This window comes from Neisseria gonorrhoeae (assembly GCF_003315235.1).
Lineage (GTDB): Bacteria > Pseudomonadota > Gammaproteobacteria > Burkholderiales > Neisseriaceae > Neisseria > Neisseria gonorrhoeae.
The window spans coordinates 20,601-42,685 of the sequence record NZ_QNRU01000010.1 but is presented as its reverse complement, the minus strand read 5'-3'; the positions used below and the strand labels follow the sequence as shown (position 1 = coordinate 42,685).

The following is a 22,085-nucleotide window of genomic DNA, read 5'->3' as shown; positions in this document are numbered from 1 at the left end:
CTTTTCAGACGGCATATTGTCCTTTAAAGAAGCGGAAGCTCTACAAAAGGAAAGAACCGTTTAAATTTATGATAAATTTCAGGATGTTTTTTTAAGGCTTTTAATGCTTTTTCTTTTGAAATAGGCGGATCATAGACATCTATCCCCCTTAAGAAGGCAATGCCTGTCAAGGCATTTTTTTTCGATTTTGATAGGCTGTAACTCGAAACAAAACCTACAATATTGTCAATGTCTCCAATTCCCCCATTGAAATCCGCCAAGTCAAAAATATAAAAAGGGATGTCCTCGATGGGCATATCGCGTATTACTTGTTCAATCCATAACTTGAATTCATTTAAATCAATAGATTGAGAGAATAAGCATTTAATTGCAAATCCTAAATCATCACTATCCTCTTTTATGATTTTCCACATAGTTACTTTCCTTTACTCATCGCTCTCCAACCGATATGGCCGGTATCATGATGCAAGTCTTCATTAATCAATTGCATCCTTCCAGTGTCTTGATGATGATGCCAAGTGTAATCCGGTATTTTAGATTCTCCTTTTTCGATTGCCTTTAGTTGCTTTGTTGTAAAAGCAGAACTACGTACTTCTCCTCGTTTAATGGCTTCCGCCAAATCCTTGGTTGCCAGCCTCATTTGCCCTGTAGAATCCTTCAATCTGAACTCCTTATGCTTACATAAACATAATTACCAGTTTCAGTATCTAAAAAACTTGCTTAAATTACTTAAATTAGCTAATAAAAATCATCGCGAGAGAATTTTTTTCCAGTCGGTATAATATATTTCTTATCTATATATATACAATATTTTATATCAAAAAGTAAAATAGTATAGCCATAGATTATACCATCTTCTTCGCTTATACCTAATACCACTCCTTTTTTTCCTTTAATAGTCTCACCATTTTCTAACAAATCATTAGGGCAAGAATCTTTTATAATAACTTCAGAGTAGAAATCTAATTTTAAATTAGTCATTTGTGTGTAATCTTTCCATCAATTGATATATTTAAATGCTTACCATCCCTACTAGCCCATCCAAGTTGCTCTCTTCCTGTTAATCATGGCACAGCGTATAAGCGTGGATTTGCAGTCCAATCTATATCGCTGATTCTATTCATTAAGCTAATTATGCTTATTCCTCAATCACAGTCTCCACCACCGAATGAATACTTTTAGGCAATTGCAAAAAAGCATTCCAAGCAATTAAAGCAGTTTTAAAAGTATGCAGCGAACAGCTTAAATCAGGCCAGCCGTCTTCTTCATCAAATTCGTTGTGATAGAAAACTACTTTTTCAGCAGAAATATCCCAGCAAAAACCTTGTCCACCTCCTGAATAAACTTCATTGGGATTATTTTCTGCTTGATGGATAAATTCTAAATTTTCATCTATGTCTTTTTGTAGATAAAGGTCTCCTGTTAAAACATAAATAATATATTGATACACCGTTCCTCGTGTATTTATCTTTTGATTAGAAGAATTATCTAAAAACTGGCAGTAGTTAAATAATTCACCAGAACTAAACTGATCATAAAAACATTTTATTTTATACATTTAAAAACACCTTTTTAATCAATACTTCATTTACTATTATAAAGTGGATAAGCTGTTCGATTAGGTTCCGTAAATCCTTCTATTTCAACACCAGATTTACTTGTACCTCTCCATTTTTGACCTTCTAATTCCTTTCTTTTCTCCCAAGCCGAAGTAACTTCAGCCCTAATTCTAGCCTCATCCCAATCTTTTGGGAACATAGAATGATTTGTCATAGGTTTTCCGCCCCTTCCTTTTTTCATTTCCCAACTTCCATCAGGCTTTTTAATTTCCACTGTCGCTTGATAAACCCCATGTTTATCAGGTGCCGAGGTTTGTTGTATCACCCGTACATCACCACGGGTTAGACTATGCCCTCCTGTTACTGTGCCTTTCTTATTGATATCACCACCTATAAAATGATTAAAATCTAACCCTGTTTTATTTTCCCATTCTCGTTGCGCATGGGCTTTAAACTGACTACTCTGACTCCTTCTTCTCGTTTCCTGAACATTTTTCTCCACCTGCTCACGAGTTGTCAATTTATTAAGCTTCCTATCAACCTCCCATCTCGGTTTCGCATCAAACACAGGCTTAGCCTTAGGTATACCGCCCCCCGATAATTCTTGAATATCGAGCTTCGTATCATATTTCACGTGCTTCTCAAAATTCGGAAACCCTTTACCGTCAAACGGTACGCCTGTCTTCGGGTGGCGTTGGTCTGCCAGTTTGACATTTTTGCCGTTTGACGGCGGCACGGTTGAGGAGGTGATGTTTTCTTTGCCGTAACGCTGCTCCAAGTTTGAACGGATATTTCGGGAATGGTAAGGGGACGGGTATTTGGCGTATGCCGCATCGGCAAAATTGTCGCTGACGGCGGATTTCCCTTTCGGCAATGCGATCGCGCCCATCTGCGACCGCTTGATAGGATGTGCCGTGATGCCGCCCAAGCCGTATTTTCCCCGGACAGCTCCAATCCCTTTGATGGGGATGGCTGCCATAAAGATATTGCTGACGGCTTCTATGCCTTGTGCGGCATTGGGGTTTTGGACTGCCCAATCGCGGATGGCTGCTGCGGCATAGTCTTTGAGTTGCGCCATATCTGCCAAATCGTTGATGCGCGCCATCTTGTTTTCGGTGGAAAGCAGACCCAAGCCGTGCATGACAGCAATGTTTGAGCCTTCGCTTATACCCTGCACGGCATCGCCTGCGCCGACAATTTCTCCTGCCGCGCCGATGATGTTTTTGACGATATCTGCAGTGCCGTTGAAGGCTTCGGCGGCATTGCCCGATCTGTCCAGCTCGGGGCTGTATCGGGTGGCGCGTTTGAATCCGTCGCCTACTCCTTGCGTCAGCATAGCGCCGGCATTGTGGAAACGGTCGGCAAGCCGTTGTCCGGTGCTGCGGTTGTCGGTCAGGTTGAGGCGGATATTTTGGGCAACGCCTTTTATGTCGTAGCTGTATATATCCCTCGCGCCTTTGGGAGCGGGATAGCCGCCGCCCTGTGGCCCGTCATAGCCGTCGGCGGGATGGTGTTCGTATCCGTCCCAATGGATGCGGTAAAGGCTGAATCCGTCAACGGGACTACCGGCTTCGTCAGAATCGGAATGTAAGGCATGGTTGTCGAAGGGGGAATGGACTTCGTGCCCGTGATCGGAAAAGCGGACAATGTAGCCGATATTTCCTTTAATGGCCGCCTGTTGAATCATCAGGTTGCCCAACTGATGGCTTTGTATGTTTCCCAATCCGATATGGCCGCTGCGCTCGGCAAGCTCCCCCCTGCTGCCGAATAGGTGGTATTTCCCGTCGGGTTCGAAATGCTGACGGTCGAGAACCTGCCGGATAAAGGGATCGTTTGCCAAATCTGAGGCGTGTGCATGCATCGGCAGGCACACTGCCAGTATGGACAGAATAAGGGATATTTTGCGGGAAATGCCCAATTTGATGTTCCTTAAGATGGTACGGAATGAAACTATAGTGGATTAAATTTAAACCAGTACGGCGTTGCCTCGCCTTGCCGTACTATTTGTACTGTCTGCGGCTTCGTCGCCTTGTCCTGATTTTTGTTAATCCACTATTAAGATAAAGAGATGCCGTCTGAACGGTTTTCGGACGGCATTTGAATGTCTGTCGCCGCGTACTCTACATCATAATCATACGGACGGCAAAAAAGCCGCTTTTGAAAGCGGCTTTCGGAATTTTTGGTCGGAGTGAAAGGATTCGAACCTTCGACCCCTTGCACCCCATGCAAGTGCGCTACCAGACTGCGCCACACTCCGACTCGGTAAGTCGCGGATTATAGTTTCCGCCCGTCACTTTGGCAAGCATTAAAATCACAACCGCCCTTATCTTTTTGACACAAAGGAAAATTTACCGGCAAACACCGGCGCGTCCCATCCGTGCAGAAAAAAGGATACGGAAAAGGATAAACGCCATAACGTGCGGCGTTTGCTATAATCCGCCCCTTCATTACCGCAGCCCGCCGAAAGATGCCGATGGCAAAACCGCTCAAATACCCCGTTTCCGCACTGGTCGTCCTTTATAGCGGGGACGGCGGCATCCTGCTCATCGAACGCACGCATCCGAAAGGATTTTGGCAGTCGGTAACCGGCAGCCTCGAACCGGGCGAAACCGTCGCCCAAACGGCAAGGCGCGAAGTTTGGGAAGAAACCGGCATCCTGCTGGAGGACGGGCAGCTCCAAGACCGGCACGACAGCACGGTTTACGAAATCTACCACCACTGGCGGCACCGCTACCCCAAAGGCGTGTTTGAAAACCGCGAACACGTCTTCCGGGCCGAAATCCCGCGCGATACGCCCGTCGTCCTGCAACCCGAGGAACACGTCTCCTACGGCTGGTTCGGCTTGGAAGAAGCGGCGGAAAAAGTGTTTTCCCCGTCCAACAGGCGCGCGATTTTGGAACTGGGCAGGTTTTTGGGCAAACGGTAACACGCGCCCGGTTTCCCTTTCAGACGGCATCGGACGCATTTCCAGCCGGACGTTTGTGCTATACTTTCAAACTTCAAACCTTCCCAAATAAAGGAAACCAAATGGCAGACTTCAACCAAATCCTGACCCCGGGCGACGTGGACGGCGGCATCATCAACGTCGTCAACGAAATCCCCGCCGGCAGCAACCACAAAATCGAGTGGAACCGCAAACTCGCCGCATTCCAACTCGACCGCATCGAACCCGCCATCTTCGCCAAACCGACCAACTACGGCTTCATCCCCCAAACTTTGGACGAAGACGGCGATGAATTGGACGTGTTGCTCGTTACCGAACAACCTCTGGCAACCGGCGTATTCTTGGAAGCGCGCGTTATCGGCGTGATGAAATTCGTCGACGACGGCGAAGTGGACGACAAAATCGTCTGCGTACCTGCCGACGACCGCAATAACGGCAACGCCTACAAAACTTTGTCCGATTTGCCGCAACAGCTCATCAAACAAATCGAGTTCCACTTCAACCACTACAAAGACCTGAAAAAAGCGGGTACGACCAAAGTCGAATCCTGGGGCGGTGCGGAAGAAGCGAAAAAAGTCATCAAAGAATCCATCGAACGTTGGAACAAACAGGCATAATGCCCGCCATGCCGTCTGAACGCCGCTTCAGACGGCATTTTTCCAGCCTCTAGGGAATGCCGTCCTAATCGGCTATAATCCGAACATCCCGTTTCCGACCGAACGCCATGAACCGCCGAAAAATCTATCTGTTGTCTGTTGCCTTGTTCACACTGGCATTTATGCTGCCCGTCCTCTTGGGTGCTTATCTGCTGACCGCCGGCAGCAAAACCTTCGCCGTCGCGTCCTTCCTTTTCGCATTCGGCGCGCTGTTCGGGCAAATCGGCGCACTCGCCCTCTACCTGCGGCACAAATCCCTACGCGCCGCCCCATCTTCATCACAGGGAAACCGCTATGTCTGAAAAACCGGAAAAAATCGTTTTGGCAAGCGGCAATGCCGGCAAGCTCAAAGAATTCGGCAACTTATTCAAACCTTACGGCATCACCGTATTGCCGCAATCCGCATTCGGCATACCCGAATGCCCCGAACCCTATCCCACCTTTGTCGAAAACGCGCTGGCAAAAGCCCGGCACGCCGCCGGACACAGCGGGCTGCCCGCACTCGCCGACGACAGCGGCATCTGTGCCGCCGCCCTAAACGGCGCGCCGGGCATCCATTCCGCACGTTACGCCGGCAGCAATCCCAAATCCGATACCGCCAACAACCTGAAACTTGCCGCCGAACTTGCCGGCAAGGCCGACAAAAGTTGTTCTTATGTCTGCGTATTGGTTTTTGTCCGTCATAAAGACGACCCGCGCCCGATTATCGCCGAGGGCATATGGCACGGACAATGGCACGACACGCCGCTCGGGCAAAACGGTTTCGGTTACGACCCGTATTTTTATCTGCCCGAACACGGCAAAACCGCCGCCGAATTGGATTCGGAGGTCAAAAACCGCGAAAGCCACCGCGCGCAGGCACTCGCCGATTTAATTCGCAAACTCGCCCTTTAAACATCAAAACAATACAAAGGAAAAAGAATGAAACCGATAAAAAAAGCCGTCTTCCCCGTTGCAGGGATGGGAACCCGCTTCCTGCCCGCCACCAAGGCCAACCCGAAAGAAATGCTGCCCATCGTCGACAAGCCGCTGATCCAATACGCCGTAGAAGAAGCCGTGGAAGCCGGCTGCACGGAAATGGTGTTTGTTACCGGGCGCAACAAGCGCAGCATCGAAGACCATTTCGACAAGGCATACGAACTCGAAACTAAGTTGGAAATGCGCCATAAAGACAAATTGTTGGAACACGTCCGCAACATCCTGCCGCCGAACATTACCTGCCTCTACATCCGTCAGGCGGAAGCACTGGGATTGGGACACGCCGTCTTGTGCGCCCGCGCCGCCATCGGCGACGAACCCTTCGCCGTCATCCTTGCCGACGACTTAATCGATGCGCCCAAAGGCGCGCTCAAACAAATGGTCGAAGTGTACGGGCGCAGCGGTAACAGCATTTTGGGCGTAGAAACCGTCGAACCGTCGCAAACCGGCTCATACGGCATCGTCGAAACCGAACAGCTCAAACAGTTCCAACGCATTACCGGCATTGTCGAAAAACCCAAGCCCGAAGACGCGCCCTCCAACCTTGCCGTTGTCGGACGCTACATCCTTACCCCGCGCATTTTCGACCTTTTAACCGGCCTGCCGCGCGGCGCGGGCAACGAAATCCAGCTTACAGACGGCATCGCCAAGCTGCTCGATCACGAATTTGTCTTGGCGCACCCCTTTGAAGGCACGCGCTACGACTGCGGCAGCAAACTCGGCTATCTCGAAGCCACCGTCGCCTACGGTTTAAAACACCCCGAAACCGGCGAACCCTTCCGCCGCCTTTTGGAAAAATACCGCACCGAATAACCCCATCAAGGAATCCTTATGCACGACAAAACCTGGTCCGGACGTTTCAACGAACCCGTTTCCGAACTCGTCAAACAATACACCGCCTCCATCGGTTTCGACCAACGCCTTGCCGAATGGGACATCCAAGGCTCGCTCGCCCACGCGCAGATGCTGACCCGGTCGGGTGTGCTGAGTGAAAACGATCTGACCGACATCCGTCGGGGCATGTCGGAAATCCTCGAAGAAATCCGCAGCGGCAAAATCGAATGGCCGCTCGATTTGGAAGATGTCCACATGAACATCGAACTCCGCCTGACCGACAAAATCGGCGACGCGGGCAAACGCCTGCACACCGGCCGCAGCCGCAACGACCAAGTCGCCACCGACATCCGCCTTTGGCTGCGCGACCAGATTACCGTTATCCAAAACCTGATTCAAAACCTTCAGACGGCATTATTGGATTTGGCGGAACAAAACGCCGAAACCGTCATGCCCGGTTTTACCCATCTGCAAGTCGCCCAGCCGGTCAGCTTCGGACACCACATGCTCGCCTACGTCGAAATGCTCGGACGCGATTTCGAACGCATGGCCGACTGTCGCAAACGCGTCAACCGTATGCCGCTCGGCGCTGCCGCCCTTGCCGGTACGACCTATCCGATTCAGCGCGAAATCACCGCCGAATTGTTGGGTTTCGAACAAATCTGCCAGAACTCGCTCGATGCCGTATCCGACCGCGATTTTGCCATTGAGTTCACCGCCGCCGCCTCGCTGGTTATGGTTCACTTGAGCCGCCTGTCTGAAGAATTGATTTTGTGGATGAGTCCGCGTTTCGGCTTTATCGACATCGCCGACCGCTTCTGTACGGGTTCGTCCATCATGCCGCAAAAGAAAAACCCCGACGTACCCGAACTCGTGCGCGGTAAATCCGGCCGAGTCATCGGACACCTTATCGGCCTGATTACCCTGATGAAATCGCAGCCCTTGGCATACAACAAAGACAATCAGGAAGACAAAGAACCGCTGTTTGACACCGCCGACACGCTCATCGACACGCTGCGGATTTACGCCGATATGATGCGCGGCGTAACCGTCAAACCCGGCAATATGCGCGCCGCCGTGATGCAGGGTTTTGCCACCGCCACCGACTTGGCGGATTATCTGGTCAAAAAAGGTATGCCCTTCCGCGATGCCCACGAAGTCGTCGCCCAAGCCGTACGCCACGCCGATGAAGCCGGCGTTGATTTGAGCGAATTGCCGCTCGAAGCCCTGCAAGGCTTCAGCAAGCTGATTTCAGACGACGTGTACGGCGTTCTGACACCCGAAGGCAGCCTCAACGCGCGCAACCACTTGGGCGGCACCGCGCCCGAACAGGTACGCCTCCAAGTCAAACGCTGGCGGGAAATGTCAGCTTAACCCCCAAATGCCGTCTGAAGAAATGTTCAGACGGCATTTTTAAAAGGCAAGAATACTATGACCGATACGGATACCCAAGCCGACCGCTTCGAGCAGATGATGCGGCAGGCGGTGGACAAACTTTTTGAACAGCATGACGGCAAACTCGAAAGCATGGACGGACGGGAACAGGAGCTGGTTTTGATTTGGCGGGCGGAAGCCGACATCGGCAACGGCGGCATACTGCAATTTGTCTGCAACTGGGGTTTTCCCGCCGCCGAAAAGACTTGTTCCGTTCTGAAAAAAATCGGCGCGGTACACAGCGCAATGCTGATCCATCGGGCGGCAGACGCATTGGGAAAAGAAATCCGCCACCTCCAATCGGAAGGTAAAAACCTAAAAGAAATGTGGGATATATAGTGGATTAACAAAACATCTCGACAACAAAACCGCCTCGCTGCCGAACAGTCTGGATGAACAATATTGGCAAGATCCCGACAAACTGTATCTGCCGGGATGGCAATACTATTCCGGCAACCTTGTTCAGACGGCGTTTTAAAGGGAGAGGTTCTCCAGCATTCCGACAAATCAAAATGCCGCCTTTACCCACATTCCGCCACACATTGCCCGCCGCTTCCGCCTTACGGGCGCGATGCACGGAAAAAATACAAGTCAGAACAAACAATAACCGGATCGGATAATAACAAATTTAAAAAATAATTATTTGCATTTATAAAAAAGAAGGAATACACTACACCCCGTTATGTCTTAACAAGGTATACACCCTCATTCATTTAGGAGAAAATCGATATGAAAACATCTATCCGATACGCACTGCTTGCCGCAGCCCTGACCGCCGCCACCCCCGCGCTGGCAGACATTACCGTGTACAACGGCCAACACAAAGAAGCGGCACAAGCCGTTGCAGATGCCTTTACCCGGGCTACCGGCATCAAAGTCAAACTCAACAGTGCCAAAGGCGACCAGCTTGCCGGCCAAATCAAAGAAGAAGGCAGCCGAAGCCCCGCCGACGTATTCTATTCCGAACAAATCCCGGCACTCGCCACCCTTTCCGCAGCCAACCTCCTAGAGCCCCTGCCCGCCTCCACCATCAACGAAACACGCGGCAAAGGCGTGCCGGTTGCCGCCAAAAAAGACTGGGTGGCACTGAGCGGACGTTCGCGCGTCGTCGTTTACGACACCCGCAAACTGTCTGAAAAAGATTTGGAAAAATCCGTCCTGAATTACGCCACGCCGAAATGGAAAAACCGCATCGGTTACGTCCCCACTTCCGGCGCGTTCTTGGAACAGATTGTCGCCATCGTCAAACTGAAAGGCGAAGCGGCCGCATTGAAATGGCTCAAAGGTCTGAAAGAATACGGCAAGCCTTACGCTAAAAACTCCGTCGCCCTTCAAGCGGTTGAAAACGGCGAAATCGATGCCGCCCTCATCAACAACTACTACTGGCACGCTTTCGCGCGTGAAAAAGGCGTACAAAATGTCCACACCCGCCTGAATTTCGTCCGCCACAGAGATCCCGGCGCACTCGTTACCTATTCCGGCGCAGCCGTGTTAAAATCCTCCCAAAACAAGGATGAGGCGAAAAAATTCGTCGCCTTCCTCGCCGGCAAGGAAGGACAGCGCGCCCTGACCGCCGTCCGTGCCGAATATCCTTTGAATCCGCACGTGGTATCCACCTTCAATTTGGAACCCATCGCCAAGTTGGAAGCACCCCAAGTGTCCGCCACCACTGTTTCCGAAAAAGAACACGCCACCCGGCTGCTTGAGCAAGCCGGTATGAAATAAGCCGTTTTCGGATTGTCAAACGGGCGGACATTTATACTGTCCGCCCGTTTTGCCGATGAAAAACACTATGTCTCCTAAAAAAATACCCATTTGGCTTACCGGCCTCATCCTACTGATCGCCCTGCCGCTTACCCTGCCTTTTTTATATGTCGCTATGCGTTCGTGGCAGGTCGGCATCAACCGCGCCGTCGAACTGTTGTTCCGCCCGCGTATGTGGGATTTGCTCTCCAACACCTTGACGATGATGGCGGGCGTTACCCTGATTTCCATTGTTTTGGGCATTGCCTGCGCCCTTTTGTTCCAACGTTACCGCTTCTTCGGCAAAACCTTTTTTCAGACGGCAATCACCCTGCCTTTGTGCATCCCCGCATTTGTCAGCTGTTTCACCTGGATCAGCCTGACCTTCCGCGTCGAAGGATTTTGGGGGACAGTGATGATTATGAGCCTGTCCTCGTTTCCGCTCGCCTACCTGCCCGTCGAGGCGGCACTCAAACGCATCAGCCTGTCTTACGAAGAAGTCAGCCTGTCCTTGGGCAAAAGCCGCCTGCAAACCTTTTTTTCCGCCATCCTCCCGCAGCTCAAACCCGCCATCGGCAGCAGCGTGTTACTGATCGCCCTGCATATGCTGGTCGAATTTGGCGCGGTATCCATTTTGAACTACCCCACTTTTACCACTGCCATTTTCCAAGAATACGAAATGTCCTACAACAACAATACCGCCGCCCTGCTTTCCGCTGTTTTGACGGCGGTGTGCGGCATCGTCGTATTTGGAGAAAGCATATTTCGCGGCAAAGCCAAGATTTACCACAGCGGCAAAGGCGTTGCCCGTCCTTATCCCGTCAAAACCCTCAAACTGCCCGGTCAGATCGGCGCGATTGTTTTTTTAAGCAGCTTGTTGATTTTGGGCATTATTATCCCCTTTGGCGTATTGATACATTGGATGATGGTCGGCACTTCCGGCACATTCGCGCTCGTATCCGTATTTGATGCCTTTATCCGTTCCTTAAGCGTATCGGCTTTAGGTGCGATTTTGACTATATTATGTGCCTTGCCCCTTGTTTGGGCATCGGTTCGCTATCGCAATTTTTTAACCGTTTGGATAGACAGGCTGCCGTTTTTACTGCACGCCGTCCCCGGTTTGGTTATCGCCCTATCCTTGGTTTATTTCAGCATCAACTACACCCCTGCCGTTTACCAAACCTTTATCGTCGTCATCCTTGCCTATTTCATGCTTTACCTGCCGATGGCGCAAACCACCCTGAGGACTTCCTTGGAACAACTCCCCAAAGGGATGGAACAGGTCGGCGCAACATTGGGGCGCGGACACTTCTTTATTTTCAGGACGTTGGTACTGCCGTCCATCCTGCCCGGCATTACCGCCGCATTCGCACTCGTCTTCCTCAAGCTGATGAAAGAGTTGACCGCCACCCTGCTGCTGACCGCCGACGATGTCCACACGCTCTCCACCGCCGTTTGGGAATACACATCGGACGCACAATACGCCGCCGCCGCCCCTTACGCGCTGATGCTGGTATTATTTTCCGGCATACCCGTATTCCTGCTGAAGAAATACGCCTTCAAATAACAGCTTGAGGAAGCACCGCTATGACCGCCGCCCTGCACATCGGACACCTGTCCAAAAGTTTTCAAAACACCCCGGTTTTAAACGACATTTCGCTCAGCCTCGACCCGGGCGAAATCCTCTTTATCATCGGCGCGTCCGGCTGCGGCAAAACCACCCTTTTACGCTGCCTTGCCGGTTTCGAACAACCCGATTCCGGCGAAATTTCGCTTTCCGGCAAAACCATCTTCTCGAAAAATACCAACCTTCCCGTCCGCGAACGCCGTTTGGGTTACCTCGTACAGGAAGGCGTGCTGTTCCCCCACCTGACCGTTTACCGCAATATCGCCTACGGTCTCGGCAACGGCAAAGGCAGGACGGCGCAAGAGCGACAGCGCATCGAAGCCATGTTGGAATTGACCGGCATTTCCGAACTTGCCGGACGCTATCCGCACGAACTTTCGGGCGGACAACAACAGCGCGTCGCCCTCGCCCGCGCCCTCGCCCCCGACCCCGAACTGATTTTGTTGGACGAACCCTTCAGCGCGCTGGACGAACAGTTGCGCCGCCAGATTCGCGAAGACATGATTGCCGCCCTGCGCGCCAACGGAAAATCCGCCGTTTTTGTCAGCCACGACCGCGAAGAAGCCCTGCAATACGCCGACCGGATTGCCGTGATGAAACAGGGGCGCATCCTCCAAACCGCAAGCCCTCACGAATTGTACCGACAACCTGCCGACCTTGATGCCGCCCTGTTTATCGGCGAAGGCATCGTGTTCCCCGCCGCGCTCAACGCCGACGGCACCGCCGATTGCAGATTGGGCCGCCTACCCGTCCAAAGCGGCGCACCCGCAGGCACGCGCGGTACACTGCTCATCCGTCCGGAACAGTTCAGCCTTCACCCCCATTCCGCACCCGCCGCCTCCATTCACGCCGTGGTTCTCAAAACCACGCCCAAAGCGCGGCATACCGAAATCAGCCTCAGGGCCGGACAAACCGTCCTCACGCTCAACCTCCCTTCCGCCCCCACCCTGTCAGACGGCATTTCCGCCGTCCTCCATTTGGACGGTCCCGCCCTGTTCTTCCCCGGAAATACCCTCTGAAAGGCGGCAGCATCCACAAGCCTGCGGATATTTATCTTGTTGGAAACAGAATTTGTTTGCTATATTCAACCTGCGCGCCCCAAGCCAAACACGGCACGCACGGCACGCAGGCAGCCGTTTCTGCCCATATGCCGCCCCTTCCAACCACATATGCCGCACACCGCAGCATACGAAAGGATATATTATGGCAAAAGTACTCGTCGTACCCGTATCTGCCGGACTGAACACCTCCGCCGCCGCACAAGCCTTTGCAAAAGCACTGGACGCACAAGTTTTCCAAGCCGTTGACGCAACCGCCGAAACCCTGCTCGCGCAAGGCAAAAGCGACGACTGGTTCGACGCACTGGTCGGCAAAGTTGCCGCACTCGATGCCGCCAACCTCGTCATCGAAGGCATCGCGCCCGATGCCGACAAAATCTATCTCGCAGGCAAAAACGTCGAACTGGCATTGTCCCTTGACGCGGCAGCCGTCTTCGCCGTCCGTTCCGACAATACCGATGCCGACGCGCTGGCACACCAATTGAACCTTGCCAAACAGTTCTTCGCCGCCGCGCCGGGCGTATTGGAAGGTTTTGTCGTGGACGGTGCGGCAGCCTCCGTTGCCGAAGCGGCAGCCGAGAAAACCGGCCTGACCTTCTTCGGTTCGAGCGACGCGCTGAAAGACGTATCCGTATTGGCAGGCCGCGAAGCAAAACGCCTGTCGCCGGCGCAATTCCGCTACAACCTGATCGACTTCGCCCGCCAAGCCGGCAAACGCATCGTCCTGCCTGAAGGCGCAGAACCCCGCACCGTCCAAGCCGCCGCCATCTGCCACGAAAAAGGCATTGCCCGCTGCGTCCTGCTTGCCAAACGCGAAGAAGTCGAAGCCGTTGCCAAAGAACGCGGCATCAGCCTGCCCGACTCTTTGGAAATCATCGATCCCGCCTCATTGGTCGAACAATACGTCGAGCCGATGTGCGAACTGCGCAAATCCAAAGGCCTGACACCCGAAGACGCGCGCAAGCAACTGCAAGACACCGTGGTACTCGGTACGATGATGATGGCGCAAAATGATGTGGACGGTTTGGTATCCGGTGCGGTTCACACCACCGCCAACACCATCCGCCCCGCTTTGCAACTGATTAAAACCGCACCGGGCGCAAGCCTCGTATCCAGCGTATTCTTTATGCTGCTACCAAATCAGGTTCTGGTGTTCGGCGACTGCGCGGTTAATCCGAACCCGACCGCGCAACAGCTTGCCGACATCGCCATCCAGTCTGCCGATTCCGCAAAAGCCTTCGGCATCGACCCGAAAGTGGCGATGATTTCCTACTCCACCGTCAACTCCGGCAGCGGCCCCGATGTCGATACCGTCATCGAAGCCACCAAACTTGCCCGGGAAAAACGCCCCGACCTCGCCATCGACGGCCCGCTGCAATATGACGCGGCAACCGTGCCGGGCGTAGGCAAATCCAAAGCCCCGGGCAGCCCGGTGGCAGGACAGGCAACCGTTTTGGTCTTCCCCGACCTGAACACCGGCAACTGCACCTATAAAGCCGTCCAACGCAGTGCCAACGTCTTGAGCGTCGGCCCGCTGCTGCAAGGCCTGCGCAAACCGGTCAACGACCTGTCTCGCGGCGCGCTGGTGGAAGACATCGTGTTCACCATCGCCCTGACTGCCGTTCAGGCAAAACAAATGGAAGGCTGACAAACGGCTTTCCGGGTTTGAACCCTATGCCGTCTGAAGACAGATTCCCGTTTTCAGACGGCATTTTTATCAGCCCGGCACATTTGTTTGTTAAAATCGCAGCCATATTGCAAAAAAGAGGAGGAAGCCATGCAAACCGCCATTATCGATTACGGTATGGGCAACCTGCATTCCGTATTGAAATCCGTCCGGACGGCGGGGCAGCTTGCCGGAAAAAATACCAAAATCTTTTTAAGCGGCGACCCCGACCGCGTGTCCCGCGCCGACAAAGTCATTTTTCCCGGGCAGGGCGCGATGCCCGACTGTATGGCGGCACTGACGCGCGGCGGCTTGGACGAGGCAGTCAAAGATGCCTTAAAAAACAAACCGTTTTTCGGAATCTGCGTCGGTGCGCAACTTTTATTCGACCACAGCGAAGAAGGAAACACCGACGGCTTGGGCTGGTTCGGCGGCAAAGTCAGACGCTTTGCCCGCGACCTCCGCGACCCGCAGGGATGCCGTCTGAAAGTCCCGCATATGGGCTGGAACACCGTGCGCCAAACCCAAAACCACCCGCTTTTTCAAGGCATCCCCCAAAACACGCGTTTTTATTTCGTCCACAGCTACTATTTCGCCCCCGAAAATCCCGAAACCATATTGGGCGAAAGCGACTACCCGTCCCCGTTTGCCTGCATCGTCGGCAAAGACAACGTATTCGCCACGCAATTTCACACCGAAAAAAGCCACGATGCCGGGCTGACGATGTTGAAAAACTTTTTAAACTGGTAAGCCCGACACGGCCCCGCACAAGGAGAAAAACTATGCTGCTGATACCCGCCATCGATTTGAAAGAAGGACGTTGCGTCCGCTTGAAACAAGGGCTGATGGAAGAGGCGACCGTCTTTTCCGATTCGCCCGCCGACACCGCGCTGCACTGGTTCGAACAAGGCGCGCGCCGCCTGCACCTGGTAGATTTGAACGGCGCATTTGCCGGCGTTCCGCAAAACCTGCCCGCCATCAAAGACATCCTCGCCGCCGTCGCCAAAGACATCCCCGTGCAGCTCGGCGGCGGCATGCGCGATTTGAAAACCATCGGACAATATTTGGATTTGGGACTGAACGACGTGATTATCGGCACGGCGGCAGTCAAAAACCCCGACTTGGTGCGCGAAGCGTGCAAAGCCTTCCCCGGCAGGATTATCGTCGGACTGGATGCCAAAGACGGTATGGCCGCCATCGACGGCTGGGCAACCGTAACCGGGCATCATGTAATTGATTTGGCAAAACGCTTTGAAGACGACGGTGTCAACAGCATCATCTACACCGACATCGGGCGCGACGGTATGATGAGCGGCGTGAACATCGACGCGACGGTCAAACTCGCCCAATCCGTCCGCATTCCCGTCATCGCCTCCGGCGGACTGACCGGCTTGGACGACATCCGCGCCCTGTGTGCCGCCGAAAAACATGGCGTAGCAGGCGCGATTACCGGCCGCGCGATTTACGAGGGCAGCATCGATTTTGCCCAAGCGCAGCAACTGGCAGATTCCCTCGACTAAAGGCATCCGATTATGGCACTGGCAAAACGCATCATCCCCTGTCTCGACGTAAAAGACGGGCGCGTCGTCAAAGGCGTGAACTTCATCGGTTTGCGCGACGCGGGCGACCCCGTCGAAGCCGCCAAACGCTACAACGGCGAAGGCGCGGACGAATTGACCTTCCTCGACATCACCGCCTCATCCGACAACCGCGACACCATCCTGCACATCATCGAAGAGGTTGCCGGACAAGTCTTCATCCCGCTGACCGTCGGCGGCGGCGTACGCACCGTTGCCGACATCCGCCGCCTGCTCAATGCCGGCGCGGACAAAGTCAGCATCAACACCGCCGCCGTTACCCGTCCCGATTTAATTAACGAAGCCGCCGGATTTTTCGGTTCGCAAGCCATCGTCGCCGCCGTCGATGCCAAAGCCGTCAACCCCGAAAACACACGCTGGGAAATCTTTACCCACGGCGGGCGCAATCCGACCGGTTTGGATGCGGTGGAATGGGCGGTCGAAATGCAAAAACGCGGCGCGGGCGAAATCCTGCTCACCGGTATGGACAGGGACGGGACGAAACAGGGTTTCAACCTGCCGCTGACCCGCGCCGTTGCCGAAGCCGTCGACATCCCCGTCATCGCCTCCGGCGGGGTCGGCAATGTCCGGCACCTGATTGAAGGCATAACCGAAGGCAAAGCCGATGCCGTACTTGCCGCCGGCATTTTCCATTTCGGGGAAATCGCCATCCGCGAAGCCAAACGCACTATGCGCGAAGCCGGCATCGAAGTGCGCCTCTGACCGCCCCGACTATGCCGTCTGAAAGGAAATATGGATAAAAACCTGCTTGAAGCCGTCAAATTTGACGAAAAAGGTTTGGTTTGCGCCATCGCCCAAGATGCCGAAACCAAACGTGTTTTAATGGTGGCGTGGATGAACGCCGAAGCCCTGCAAAAAACCGTCGAAACCGGCTTTGCCCACTATTACAGCCGTTCGCGCCAAAAACAATGGATGAAGGGCGAAGAGTCGGGACACACGCAAAAAGTCCGCGAACTGCGCCTCGACTGCGACGGCGATACCATTGTGATGCTCATCGCCCAAAACGGCGGCATCGCCTGCCACACCGGGCGCGAAAGCTGCTTTTACAAAAAATGGAACGGCGGTGCGTGGGAAACCGCCGATGCCGTCCTGAAAGACGAAAAAGAGATTTACGGCAGCACGCACTGACCGCCTCCAACATTGAATTATCAGGCATTTTTTTGTACAATTTCGCCGTCTCAAACACTGTCCGGGCCGTCTGAAAAGCGGCCTGAACCTTTTTGCAAAGAAAACCATGTCCCAAGAAATCCTCGACCAAGTGCGCCGCCGCCGCACGTTTGCCATCATCTCCCACCCCGATGCGGGTAAAACCACGCTGACCGAAAAACTGCTGCTGTTTTCGGGCGCGATTCAAAGCGCAGGCACGGTGAAAGGTAAGAAAACCGGCAAATTCGCCACCTCCGACTGGATGGACATCGAGAAGCAGCGCGGCATTTCCGTGGCATCAAGCGTGATGCAGTTCGACTACAAAGACCACACCGTCAACCTCTTGGACACGCCGGGACACCAAGACTTCTCCGAAGACACCTACCGCGTTTTAACCGCAGTGGACAGCGCCTTGATGGTCATCGACGCGGCAAAAGGCGTGGAAGCGCAAACCATCAAACTCTTGAACGTCTGCCGCCTGCGCGATACGCCGATTGTTACCTTCATGAACAAATACGACCGCGAAGTGCGCGATTCTTTGGAACTCTTGGACGAAGTGGAAGACATCCTGCAAATCCGCTGCGCGCCCGTTACCTGGCCGATCGGTATGGGCAAAAACTTCAAGGGCGTGTACCACATCCTGAACGACGAAATCTATCTCTTTGAAGCGGGCGGCGAACGCCTGCCGCACGAGTTCGACATCATCAAAGGCATAAACAATCCCGAATTGGAACAACGCTTTCCGTTGGAAATCCAGCAGTTGCGCGACGAAATCGAATTGGTGCAGGCGGCTTCCAACGAATTTAATCTCGACGAATTTCTCGCCGGCGAACTCACGCCAGTGTTCTTCGGCTCTGCGATTAACAACTTCGGCATTCAGGAAATCCTCAATTCATTGATTGACTGGGCACCCGCACCGAAACCGCGCGACGCGACCATGCGCATGGTCGGGCCGGACGAGCCGAAATTTTCCGGATTTATCTTTAAAATCCAAGCCAATATGGACCCGAAACACCGCGACCGTATCGCCTTCTTGCGCGTCTGCTCCGGTAAATTCGAGCGCGGCATGAAGATGAAACACCTGCGTATCAACCGCGAAATCGCCGCCTCCAGCGTAGTAACCTTCATGTCGCACAACCGCGAACTGGCGGAAGAAGCCTACGCCGGCGACATCATCGGCATCCCGAACCACGGCAACATCCAAATCGGCGACAGCTTCTCCGAAGGCGAACAACTGGCGTTTACCGGCATCCCATTCTTCGCACCCGAACTGTTCCGCAGCGTCCGCATCAAAAACCCGCTGAAAATCAAACAACTGCAAAAAGGTTTGCAACAACTCGACGAAGAAGGTGCGGTTCAAGTATTCAAACCGATGAGCGGCGCGGATTTGATTTTGGGTGCGGTCGGCGTGTTGCAGTTTGAAGTCGTAACCTCACGCCTCGCCAACGAATACGGCGTGGAAGCCGTGTTCGACAGCGCATCCATCTGGTCGGCGCGCTGGGTATCGTGCGACGACAAGAAAAAACTGGCGGAATTTGAAAAAGCCAACGCAGGCAACCTCGCCATCGACGCAGGCGGCAACCTCGCCTACCTCGCCCCCAACCGCGTGAATTTGGGGTTGACGCAAGAACGTTGGCCGGACATCGTGTTCCACGAAACGCGCGAACATTCGGTCAAACTCTAAAAAGAAATCGGCAATAAAATGCCGTCCGAAGCCGAAAAAAAGGCTTTCAGACGGCATTTTTGCCTGCAACTCAAACGCAGCCGGTCAAAATCAAGGCGCATCGGATACCGTTATCGGGCATCCCAACCGCGTGAATTTGGGACTGACGCAAGAACGCCGATGTGATTTCACATCCCGTACTGTTTCGACAGCTTCACATAATGTGCGGCGGAATATTTCAAAAAGGCTTTTTCCTCATCGGTCAGCAGACGAACCTGCCTCACAGGCGAACCGATATAAAGATAGCCGCCCTCCAAACGTTTGCGCGGCGGAACGAGGCTGCCCGCGCCGATCATCACGTCATCTTCAATAACGGCATCGTCCAAAACGGTGCTGCCCATACCGACCAAGACGCGGTTACCGATTCGGCAGCCGTGCAGCATCACTTTGTGCCCCACGGTAACGTCTTCGCCGATAACCAGCGGCGACCCTTCGGGTTTGGCGGCGGTTTTGTGGGAAACGTGCAGGACGCTGCCGTCCTGTATATTGCTGCGCGCGCCGACGGTGATGCTGTTCACATCGCCGCGCAACACGGCGCACGGCCACACGGAAACATCTTCGGCAAGCGAGACTTCGCCGATGACGACGCACGCCTCGTCTATCATGCAGGTTTCGTGGATTTCGGGCGTGCGGTTTTGGAAAGTTCTGATTGCGTTCATTTTTCCTCCTTCGGTAAGGTATATATTGTTAAAGGATTTATTAAATATTCCCCCTGATTGCTTTTAAAATCCTGCCTGTAATATCGACCCCGAATAATGTGATTATCGGGAATATCAGCTTATATATCAGCTTATTGGACTTTAACAGCATAAACCTTAAATGATATGCCCTTCTTTTTATATCAGAATCACACGCTATATTTTTACTTGTCATTATAAAAAGCAAAACGAGATATTCGTAGGAAAGAAAAGAATAAAGATAACTCGATATATCCCTATTAAATTCCATTTCCGCATTTTTCTCCAAAATATATAATAATGACTTTATACCTTTTTCCGAAACAGTTCCCGTAATAGAATCTTTTCTTCCCTGCCGATAATAGTAATAACAACCGTCCAAATAAGAAAAAGTTGTTGCCGCATTAAACAACCTCATTGACCATTCGATATCTTCAGCATAAATTCCTTTTTCAAAAAATAGTTTTTCTTTAATAATCAATTCTCTTTTTATAATCTTATTACACGCCGAACCCGGAAATTTTCTAAATCGGCACAATCCTTTCAAAACTTCGACTTTGGATTGATTTAATATTTTTTCAGGCTGATAATCTTCGCCAAAATATGAAACTCTTCCCTTATCATATTTAACTGCATTTAAAAAAACCACATCCGGCATATCACTATCATCTTTACCAAGAAAATCCAGCAAAACCTGACAATTAATAAAATCATCCGAATCAATAAATGCTATATATTTTCCATTTGAATTTTTTATTCCGGTATTTCTCGCCTCCGACAATCCTTGGTTATCCTGATATATATATTTGGTATTTGGTGTTTGGTGTTTGGTGTTTGGTGTTTGGTGTTTGGTGTTTGGTGTTTGGTGTTTGGTGTTTGATATTTTATCTATATATTTATAACATATATCTTCACTTCCGTCTTTTGACCCGTCATTCACAAGAATAAGTTCGACATTTTCATTACTTAATATAGGTTCTATAGAATTTAAACACGCTTCCAAATAACTTTCGACATTATAAATAGGAACGACAATACTTAAATTCATATCCATCTCATCTTTCTAAATAATCCTAATCCTGACTTAATGCGGACACGCCGTTTCCTGCCGCCCGAAAGGTTTCAGACGGCAGGGATTCCGGTTATTTGCCCGCTTTGAGCCCTTGCCACAGCTTCACGCCCAGTTTGACGGATTCTGCGGATTTGGGTGATACGATGAAACTTTTTTCCATCAGTTCTTTGGTCGGGAAAATCGATGCGTCGGAGGTGTATTTTTCATCCATCAGCTCGCGCGCGGGACGGCTGGCGGGCGCGTAGGTAACGAAGCTGCCGTTTTTCGCAGCCACCTCGGGCCGGAGCGTGTAGTCGATATAGCGGTGGGCGTTGGCAACGTTTTGCGCGTCGCGCGGAATCATAAAGGAATCCACCCACACGCCTACGCCGGTTTTCGGGGTCAATACTTTGATTTCCACGCCGTTTGCGGCTTCTTCGGCACGGGTTTTGGCAATGTTCAAATCGCCGCCGTAACCGATGGCGGCACACAGGTTGCCCGCCGCCATATCGTCGATATAGCCGGAAGAGCTGAAGCGTTTCACGTCGCCTCGGACGGCTTTCATCATATCGACGGCGGCTTTGATGTCTTCGGGATTTTCACTGTTGGGGTCTTTGCCCAAATAGTGCAACGCCAAGGGAATCTGTTCGATTGCGCTGTCGAAATAGCTGATGCCGCAGGATTTGAGTTTGGCGGTGTATTCGGGTTTGAACACCAAATCCCACTCGTTTTCGGGCAGCTTGTCCGTACCCAATGCCTTTTGCACCTGCCGCGTGTTGATTGCCAAGGTGTTGATGCCCCAGAAATAGGGGACGGCGTATTCGTTGCCCGGATCGACGGCTTCCATCATTTTCAGCAAATCTTTATCGATGTTGCCGTAATGGGGGATTTGCGCCTTGTCGATTTTCTGATACGCGCCCGCTTTGATTTGCCGGCCGACGTTGGCGATGGACGGCGCGGTCAGGTCGTAGCCGGATTTGCCGGTCAGGACTTTTGCCTCCAGTGTTTCGTTGCTGTCGTAATAGTCGGAACGCATCTTAATGCCGGTTTCTTTTTCAAAGGCGGCGACGGTTTCGGGATCGACATAATCCGACCAGTTGTAGATGTTGAGTTTGCCCGATTGTTCGGCTTCGGGCTTGGCGGAGGGGGTTTGGGCGGCGGTATCGCTTCCGCCGCCGCACGCAGTCAAGGCAAGGCTCAGGATTGCCGCCACCAGTGTTTTTTTCATGGTTTTCGACCTTTCGTTCAAAAATAAAAAACATTGCAGGGACGGACGGGCCGCCTGCATCGGAAGCTGTGGGGGCGGCCGGTCGGCTTTCTTGGCCCTTGGTGCAGCAAGGTTTGCATTAAACGGCAAAAACAGCCGGGGCGCAACCGTTAATTTTCACGGA

23 protein-coding genes, 1 tRNA gene and 2 pseudogenes are annotated in these 22,085 nt (G+C 52.4%); 16 read left to right on the top strand and 10 right to left on the bottom strand.

From position 1 onward, the window contains the following. Positions 1-23 precede the first annotated feature (23 nt). The 7 genes and pseudogenes from DFR77_RS06125 to DFR77_RS06090 all read right to left on the bottom strand — a co-directional run bounded on the left by DFR77_RS06125 (position 24) and on the right by DFR77_RS06090 (position 3,816). A complete protein-coding gene (locus DFR77_RS06125; RefSeq protein ID WP_003692667.1) occupies positions 24-413 on the bottom strand; it encodes a hypothetical protein in 390 nt (129 codons plus the stop codon). A gap of 2 nt (positions 414-415) precedes the next feature. Further along, on the bottom strand, positions 416-661 hold the full coding sequence (locus DFR77_RS06120; RefSeq protein WP_002217735.1) for an HNH endonuclease: 246 nt from the start codon (positions 659-661) through the stop codon (positions 416-418). Between the two features lie 77 nt (positions 662-738). Next, positions 739-981 (bottom strand): Imm31 family immunity protein, encoded by a 243-nt coding sequence (gene imm31 / locus DFR77_RS06115; protein ID WP_002232149.1) that lies wholly within the window; start codon positions 979-981, stop codon positions 739-741. Next, positions 978-1,061, bottom strand: a pseudogene (locus DFR77_RS14675) (polymorphic toxin type 17 domain-containing protein); the annotation flags it as partial. The pseudogene DFR77_RS14675 and the gene imm31, both read right to left, overlap by 4 nt. A gap of 77 nt (positions 1,062-1,138) precedes the next feature. Further along, positions 1,139-1,558, bottom strand: a complete 420-nt coding sequence (gene mafI / locus DFR77_RS06105) for a protein MafI (RefSeq protein WP_002214231.1) — start codon at positions 1,556-1,558, stop codon at positions 1,139-1,141. 26 nt (positions 1,559-1,584) lie between these two features. Beyond that, on the bottom strand, positions 1,585-3,477 hold the full coding sequence (gene mafB, locus DFR77_RS06100) for a polymorphic toxin MafB class 2 (protein ID WP_113852062.1): 1,893 nt from the start codon (positions 3,475-3,477) through the stop codon (positions 1,585-1,587). A 262-nt stretch (positions 3,478-3,739) separates the two neighbouring features. Next, positions 3,740-3,816 (bottom strand) — tRNA-Pro (locus DFR77_RS06090). 210 nt (positions 3,817-4,026) lie between these two features. On the opposite strand from DFR77_RS06090, the gene nudB reads away from it, so the two are divergent. The 16 genes and pseudogenes from nudB (at position 4,027) to DFR77_RS06005 (ending at position 18,927) form a co-directional block, all read left to right on the top strand. After that, positions 4,027-4,485 (top strand): dihydroneopterin triphosphate diphosphatase, encoded by a 459-nt coding sequence (nudB, locus tag DFR77_RS06085; RefSeq protein WP_003687554.1) that lies wholly within the window; start codon positions 4,027-4,029, stop codon positions 4,483-4,485. Between the two features lie 101 nt (positions 4,486-4,586). Further along, positions 4,587-5,120 carry an inorganic diphosphatase gene (locus DFR77_RS06080; RefSeq protein ID WP_003687553.1) on the top strand — a complete coding sequence of 178 codons (534 nt, stop codon included), beginning with the start codon at positions 4,587-4,589 and terminating at the stop codon, positions 5,118-5,120. 107 nt (positions 5,121-5,227) lie between these two features. Continuing rightward, positions 5,228-5,461 (top strand): NGO_0222 family membrane protein, encoded by a 234-nt coding sequence (locus tag DFR77_RS06075; protein ID WP_003704827.1) that lies wholly within the window; start codon positions 5,228-5,230, stop codon positions 5,459-5,461. Continuing rightward, the gene (gene rdgB / locus DFR77_RS06070; RefSeq protein WP_003687551.1) at positions 5,454-6,053 is read left to right on the top strand and encodes an RdgB/HAM1 family non-canonical purine NTP pyrophosphatase; all 600 of its coding nucleotides are present in this window, start codon (positions 5,454-5,456) and stop codon (positions 6,051-6,053) included. Before DFR77_RS06075 ends, rdgB begins: the two co-directional genes overlap by 8 nt. A gap of 27 nt (positions 6,054-6,080) precedes the next feature. Next, on the top strand, positions 6,081-6,950 hold the full coding sequence (gene galU, locus DFR77_RS06065; RefSeq protein WP_003687550.1) for a UTP--glucose-1-phosphate uridylyltransferase GalU: 870 nt from the start codon (positions 6,081-6,083) through the stop codon (positions 6,948-6,950). Between the two features lie 18 nt (positions 6,951-6,968). Continuing rightward, complete coding sequence (gene argH, locus DFR77_RS06060) at positions 6,969-8,345, top strand: argininosuccinate lyase (RefSeq protein ID WP_003692658.1); 1,377 nt, start codon at positions 6,969-6,971, stop codon at positions 8,343-8,345. Between the two features lie 57 nt (positions 8,346-8,402). Next, positions 8,403-8,883, top strand: a pseudogene (locus DFR77_RS06055) (DMP19 family protein). A 251-nt stretch (positions 8,884-9,134) separates the two neighbouring features. Continuing rightward, positions 9,135-10,130 (top strand): heme ABC transporter substrate-binding protein FbpA, encoded by a 996-nt coding sequence (fbpA, locus tag DFR77_RS06045; RefSeq protein ID WP_003687545.1) that lies wholly within the window; start codon positions 9,135-9,137, stop codon positions 10,128-10,130. Between the two features lie 67 nt (positions 10,131-10,197). Further along, on the top strand, positions 10,198-11,715 hold the full coding sequence (gene fbpB, locus DFR77_RS06040; protein ID WP_010357027.1) for a heme ABC transporter permease FbpB: 1,518 nt from the start codon (positions 10,198-10,200) through the stop codon (positions 11,713-11,715). Between the two features lie 20 nt (positions 11,716-11,735). Continuing rightward, the gene (gene fbpC, locus DFR77_RS06035) at positions 11,736-12,794 is read left to right on the top strand and encodes a heme ABC transporter ATP-binding protein FbpC (protein WP_003687540.1); all 1,059 of its coding nucleotides are present in this window, start codon (positions 11,736-11,738) and stop codon (positions 12,792-12,794) included. A 184-nt stretch (positions 12,795-12,978) separates the two neighbouring features. Continuing rightward, on the top strand, positions 12,979-14,481 hold the full coding sequence (gene pta / locus DFR77_RS06030) for a phosphate acetyltransferase (protein ID WP_010357022.1): 1,503 nt from the start codon (positions 12,979-12,981) through the stop codon (positions 14,479-14,481). 129 nt (positions 14,482-14,610) lie between these two features. Then, on the top strand, positions 14,611-15,249 hold the full coding sequence (hisH, locus tag DFR77_RS06025; RefSeq protein WP_003687537.1) for an imidazole glycerol phosphate synthase subunit HisH: 639 nt from the start codon (positions 14,611-14,613) through the stop codon (positions 15,247-15,249). Positions 15,250-15,281: 32 nt separating this feature from the next. Continuing rightward, positions 15,282-16,019 (top strand): 1-(5-phosphoribosyl)-5-[(5-phosphoribosylamino)methylideneamino]imidazole-4-carboxamide isomerase, encoded by a 738-nt coding sequence (gene hisA, locus DFR77_RS06020; protein WP_003687535.1) that lies wholly within the window; start codon positions 15,282-15,284, stop codon positions 16,017-16,019. Positions 16,020-16,031: 12 nt separating this feature from the next. Next, positions 16,032-16,799, top strand: coding sequence for an imidazole glycerol phosphate synthase subunit HisF (gene hisF, locus DFR77_RS06015; protein WP_003690707.1), 768 nt, complete (start codon positions 16,032-16,034; stop codon positions 16,797-16,799). Positions 16,800-16,829: 30 nt separating this feature from the next. Beyond that, positions 16,830-17,225, top strand: coding sequence for a phosphoribosyl-AMP cyclohydrolase (gene hisI, locus DFR77_RS06010; protein ID WP_003687532.1), 396 nt, complete (start codon positions 16,830-16,832; stop codon positions 17,223-17,225). Between the two features lie 106 nt (positions 17,226-17,331). Next, positions 17,332-18,927, top strand: coding sequence for a peptide chain release factor 3 (locus tag DFR77_RS06005; protein WP_113852061.1), 1,596 nt, complete (start codon positions 17,332-17,334; stop codon positions 18,925-18,927). A 167-nt stretch (positions 18,928-19,094) separates the two neighbouring features. Here the strand turns inward: DFR77_RS06005 and DFR77_RS06000 are convergent, their stop codons facing one another. The 3 genes from DFR77_RS06000 to DFR77_RS05990 form a co-directional block, all read right to left on the bottom strand. Next, positions 19,095-19,625, bottom strand: a complete 531-nt coding sequence (locus DFR77_RS06000) for a gamma carbonic anhydrase family protein (protein ID WP_003687524.1) — start codon at positions 19,623-19,625, stop codon at positions 19,095-19,097. A gap of 40 nt (positions 19,626-19,665) precedes the next feature. Continuing rightward, positions 19,666-20,691, bottom strand: coding sequence for a (galactosaminyl)2-N,N'-diacetylbacillosaminyl-alpha1-diphospho-di-trans,octa-cis-undecaprenol synthase PglE (pglE, locus tag DFR77_RS05995; RefSeq protein WP_047951386.1), 1,026 nt, complete (start codon positions 20,689-20,691; stop codon positions 19,666-19,668). 94 nt (positions 20,692-20,785) lie between these two features. Beyond that, complete coding sequence (locus DFR77_RS05990) at positions 20,786-21,922, bottom strand: polyamine ABC transporter substrate-binding protein (RefSeq protein WP_010951012.1); 1,137 nt, start codon at positions 21,920-21,922, stop codon at positions 20,786-20,788. Between the last annotated feature and the right edge of the window lie 163 nt (positions 21,923-22,085).

What these genes read in the sequence shown, in the direction of transcription:
- DFR77_RS06080 (WP_003687553.1), top strand. Translation starts at nt 4,587, where the DNA reads ATGGCAGACTTCAACCAAATCCTGACCCCGGGCGACGTGGACGGCGGC.
- fbpA (WP_003687545.1), top strand. Translation starts at nt 9,135, where the DNA reads ATGAAAACATCTATCCGATACGCACTGCTTGCCGCAGCCCTGACCGCC.
- hisA (WP_003687535.1), top strand. Translation starts at nt 15,282, where the DNA reads ATGCTGCTGATACCCGCCATCGATTTGAAAGAAGGACGTTGCGTCCGC.
- hisI (WP_003687532.1), top strand. Translation starts at nt 16,830, where the DNA reads ATGGATAAAAACCTGCTTGAAGCCGTCAAATTTGACGAAAAAGGTTTG.
- fbpC (WP_003687540.1), top strand. Translation starts at nt 11,736, where the DNA reads ATGACCGCCGCCCTGCACATCGGACACCTGTCCAAAAGTTTTCAAAAC.
- pta (WP_010357022.1), top strand. Translation starts at nt 12,979, where the DNA reads ATGGCAAAAGTACTCGTCGTACCCGTATCTGCCGGACTGAACACCTCC.
- DFR77_RS06125 (WP_003692667.1), bottom strand. Translation starts at nt 413, where the DNA reads ATGTGGAAAATCATAAAAGAGGATAGTGATGATTTAGGATTTGCAATT.
- hisH (WP_003687537.1), top strand. Translation starts at nt 14,611, where the DNA reads ATGCAAACCGCCATTATCGATTACGGTATGGGCAACCTGCATTCCGTA.
- pglE (WP_047951386.1), bottom strand. Translation starts at nt 20,691, where the DNA reads ATGAATTTAAGTATTGTCGTTCCTATTTATAATGTCGAAAGTTATTTG.
- nudB (WP_003687554.1), top strand. Translation starts at nt 4,027, where the DNA reads ATGCCGATGGCAAAACCGCTCAAATACCCCGTTTCCGCACTGGTCGTC.
- galU (WP_003687550.1), top strand. Translation starts at nt 6,081, where the DNA reads ATGAAACCGATAAAAAAAGCCGTCTTCCCCGTTGCAGGGATGGGAACC.
- argH (WP_003692658.1), top strand. Translation starts at nt 6,969, where the DNA reads ATGCACGACAAAACCTGGTCCGGACGTTTCAACGAACCCGTTTCCGAA.
- DFR77_RS05990 (WP_010951012.1), bottom strand. Translation starts at nt 21,922, where the DNA reads ATGAAAAAAACACTGGTGGCGGCAATCCTGAGCCTTGCCTTGACTGCG.
- imm31 (WP_002232149.1), bottom strand. Translation starts at nt 981, where the DNA reads ATGACTAATTTAAAATTAGATTTCTACTCTGAAGTTATTATAAAAGAT.
- fbpB (WP_010357027.1), top strand. Translation starts at nt 10,198, where the DNA reads ATGTCTCCTAAAAAAATACCCATTTGGCTTACCGGCCTCATCCTACTG.
- mafI (WP_002214231.1), bottom strand. Translation starts at nt 1,558, where the DNA reads ATGTATAAAATAAAATGTTTTTATGATCAGTTTAGTTCTGGTGAATTA.
- rdgB (WP_003687551.1), top strand. Translation starts at nt 5,454, where the DNA reads ATGTCTGAAAAACCGGAAAAAATCGTTTTGGCAAGCGGCAATGCCGGC.
- DFR77_RS06075 (WP_003704827.1), top strand. Translation starts at nt 5,228, where the DNA reads ATGAACCGCCGAAAAATCTATCTGTTGTCTGTTGCCTTGTTCACACTG.
- DFR77_RS06005 (WP_113852061.1), top strand. Translation starts at nt 17,332, where the DNA reads ATGTCCCAAGAAATCCTCGACCAAGTGCGCCGCCGCCGCACGTTTGCC.
- DFR77_RS06000 (WP_003687524.1), bottom strand. Translation starts at nt 19,625, where the DNA reads ATGAACGCAATCAGAACTTTCCAAAACCGCACGCCCGAAATCCACGAA.
- hisF (WP_003690707.1), top strand. Translation starts at nt 16,032, where the DNA reads ATGGCACTGGCAAAACGCATCATCCCCTGTCTCGACGTAAAAGACGGG.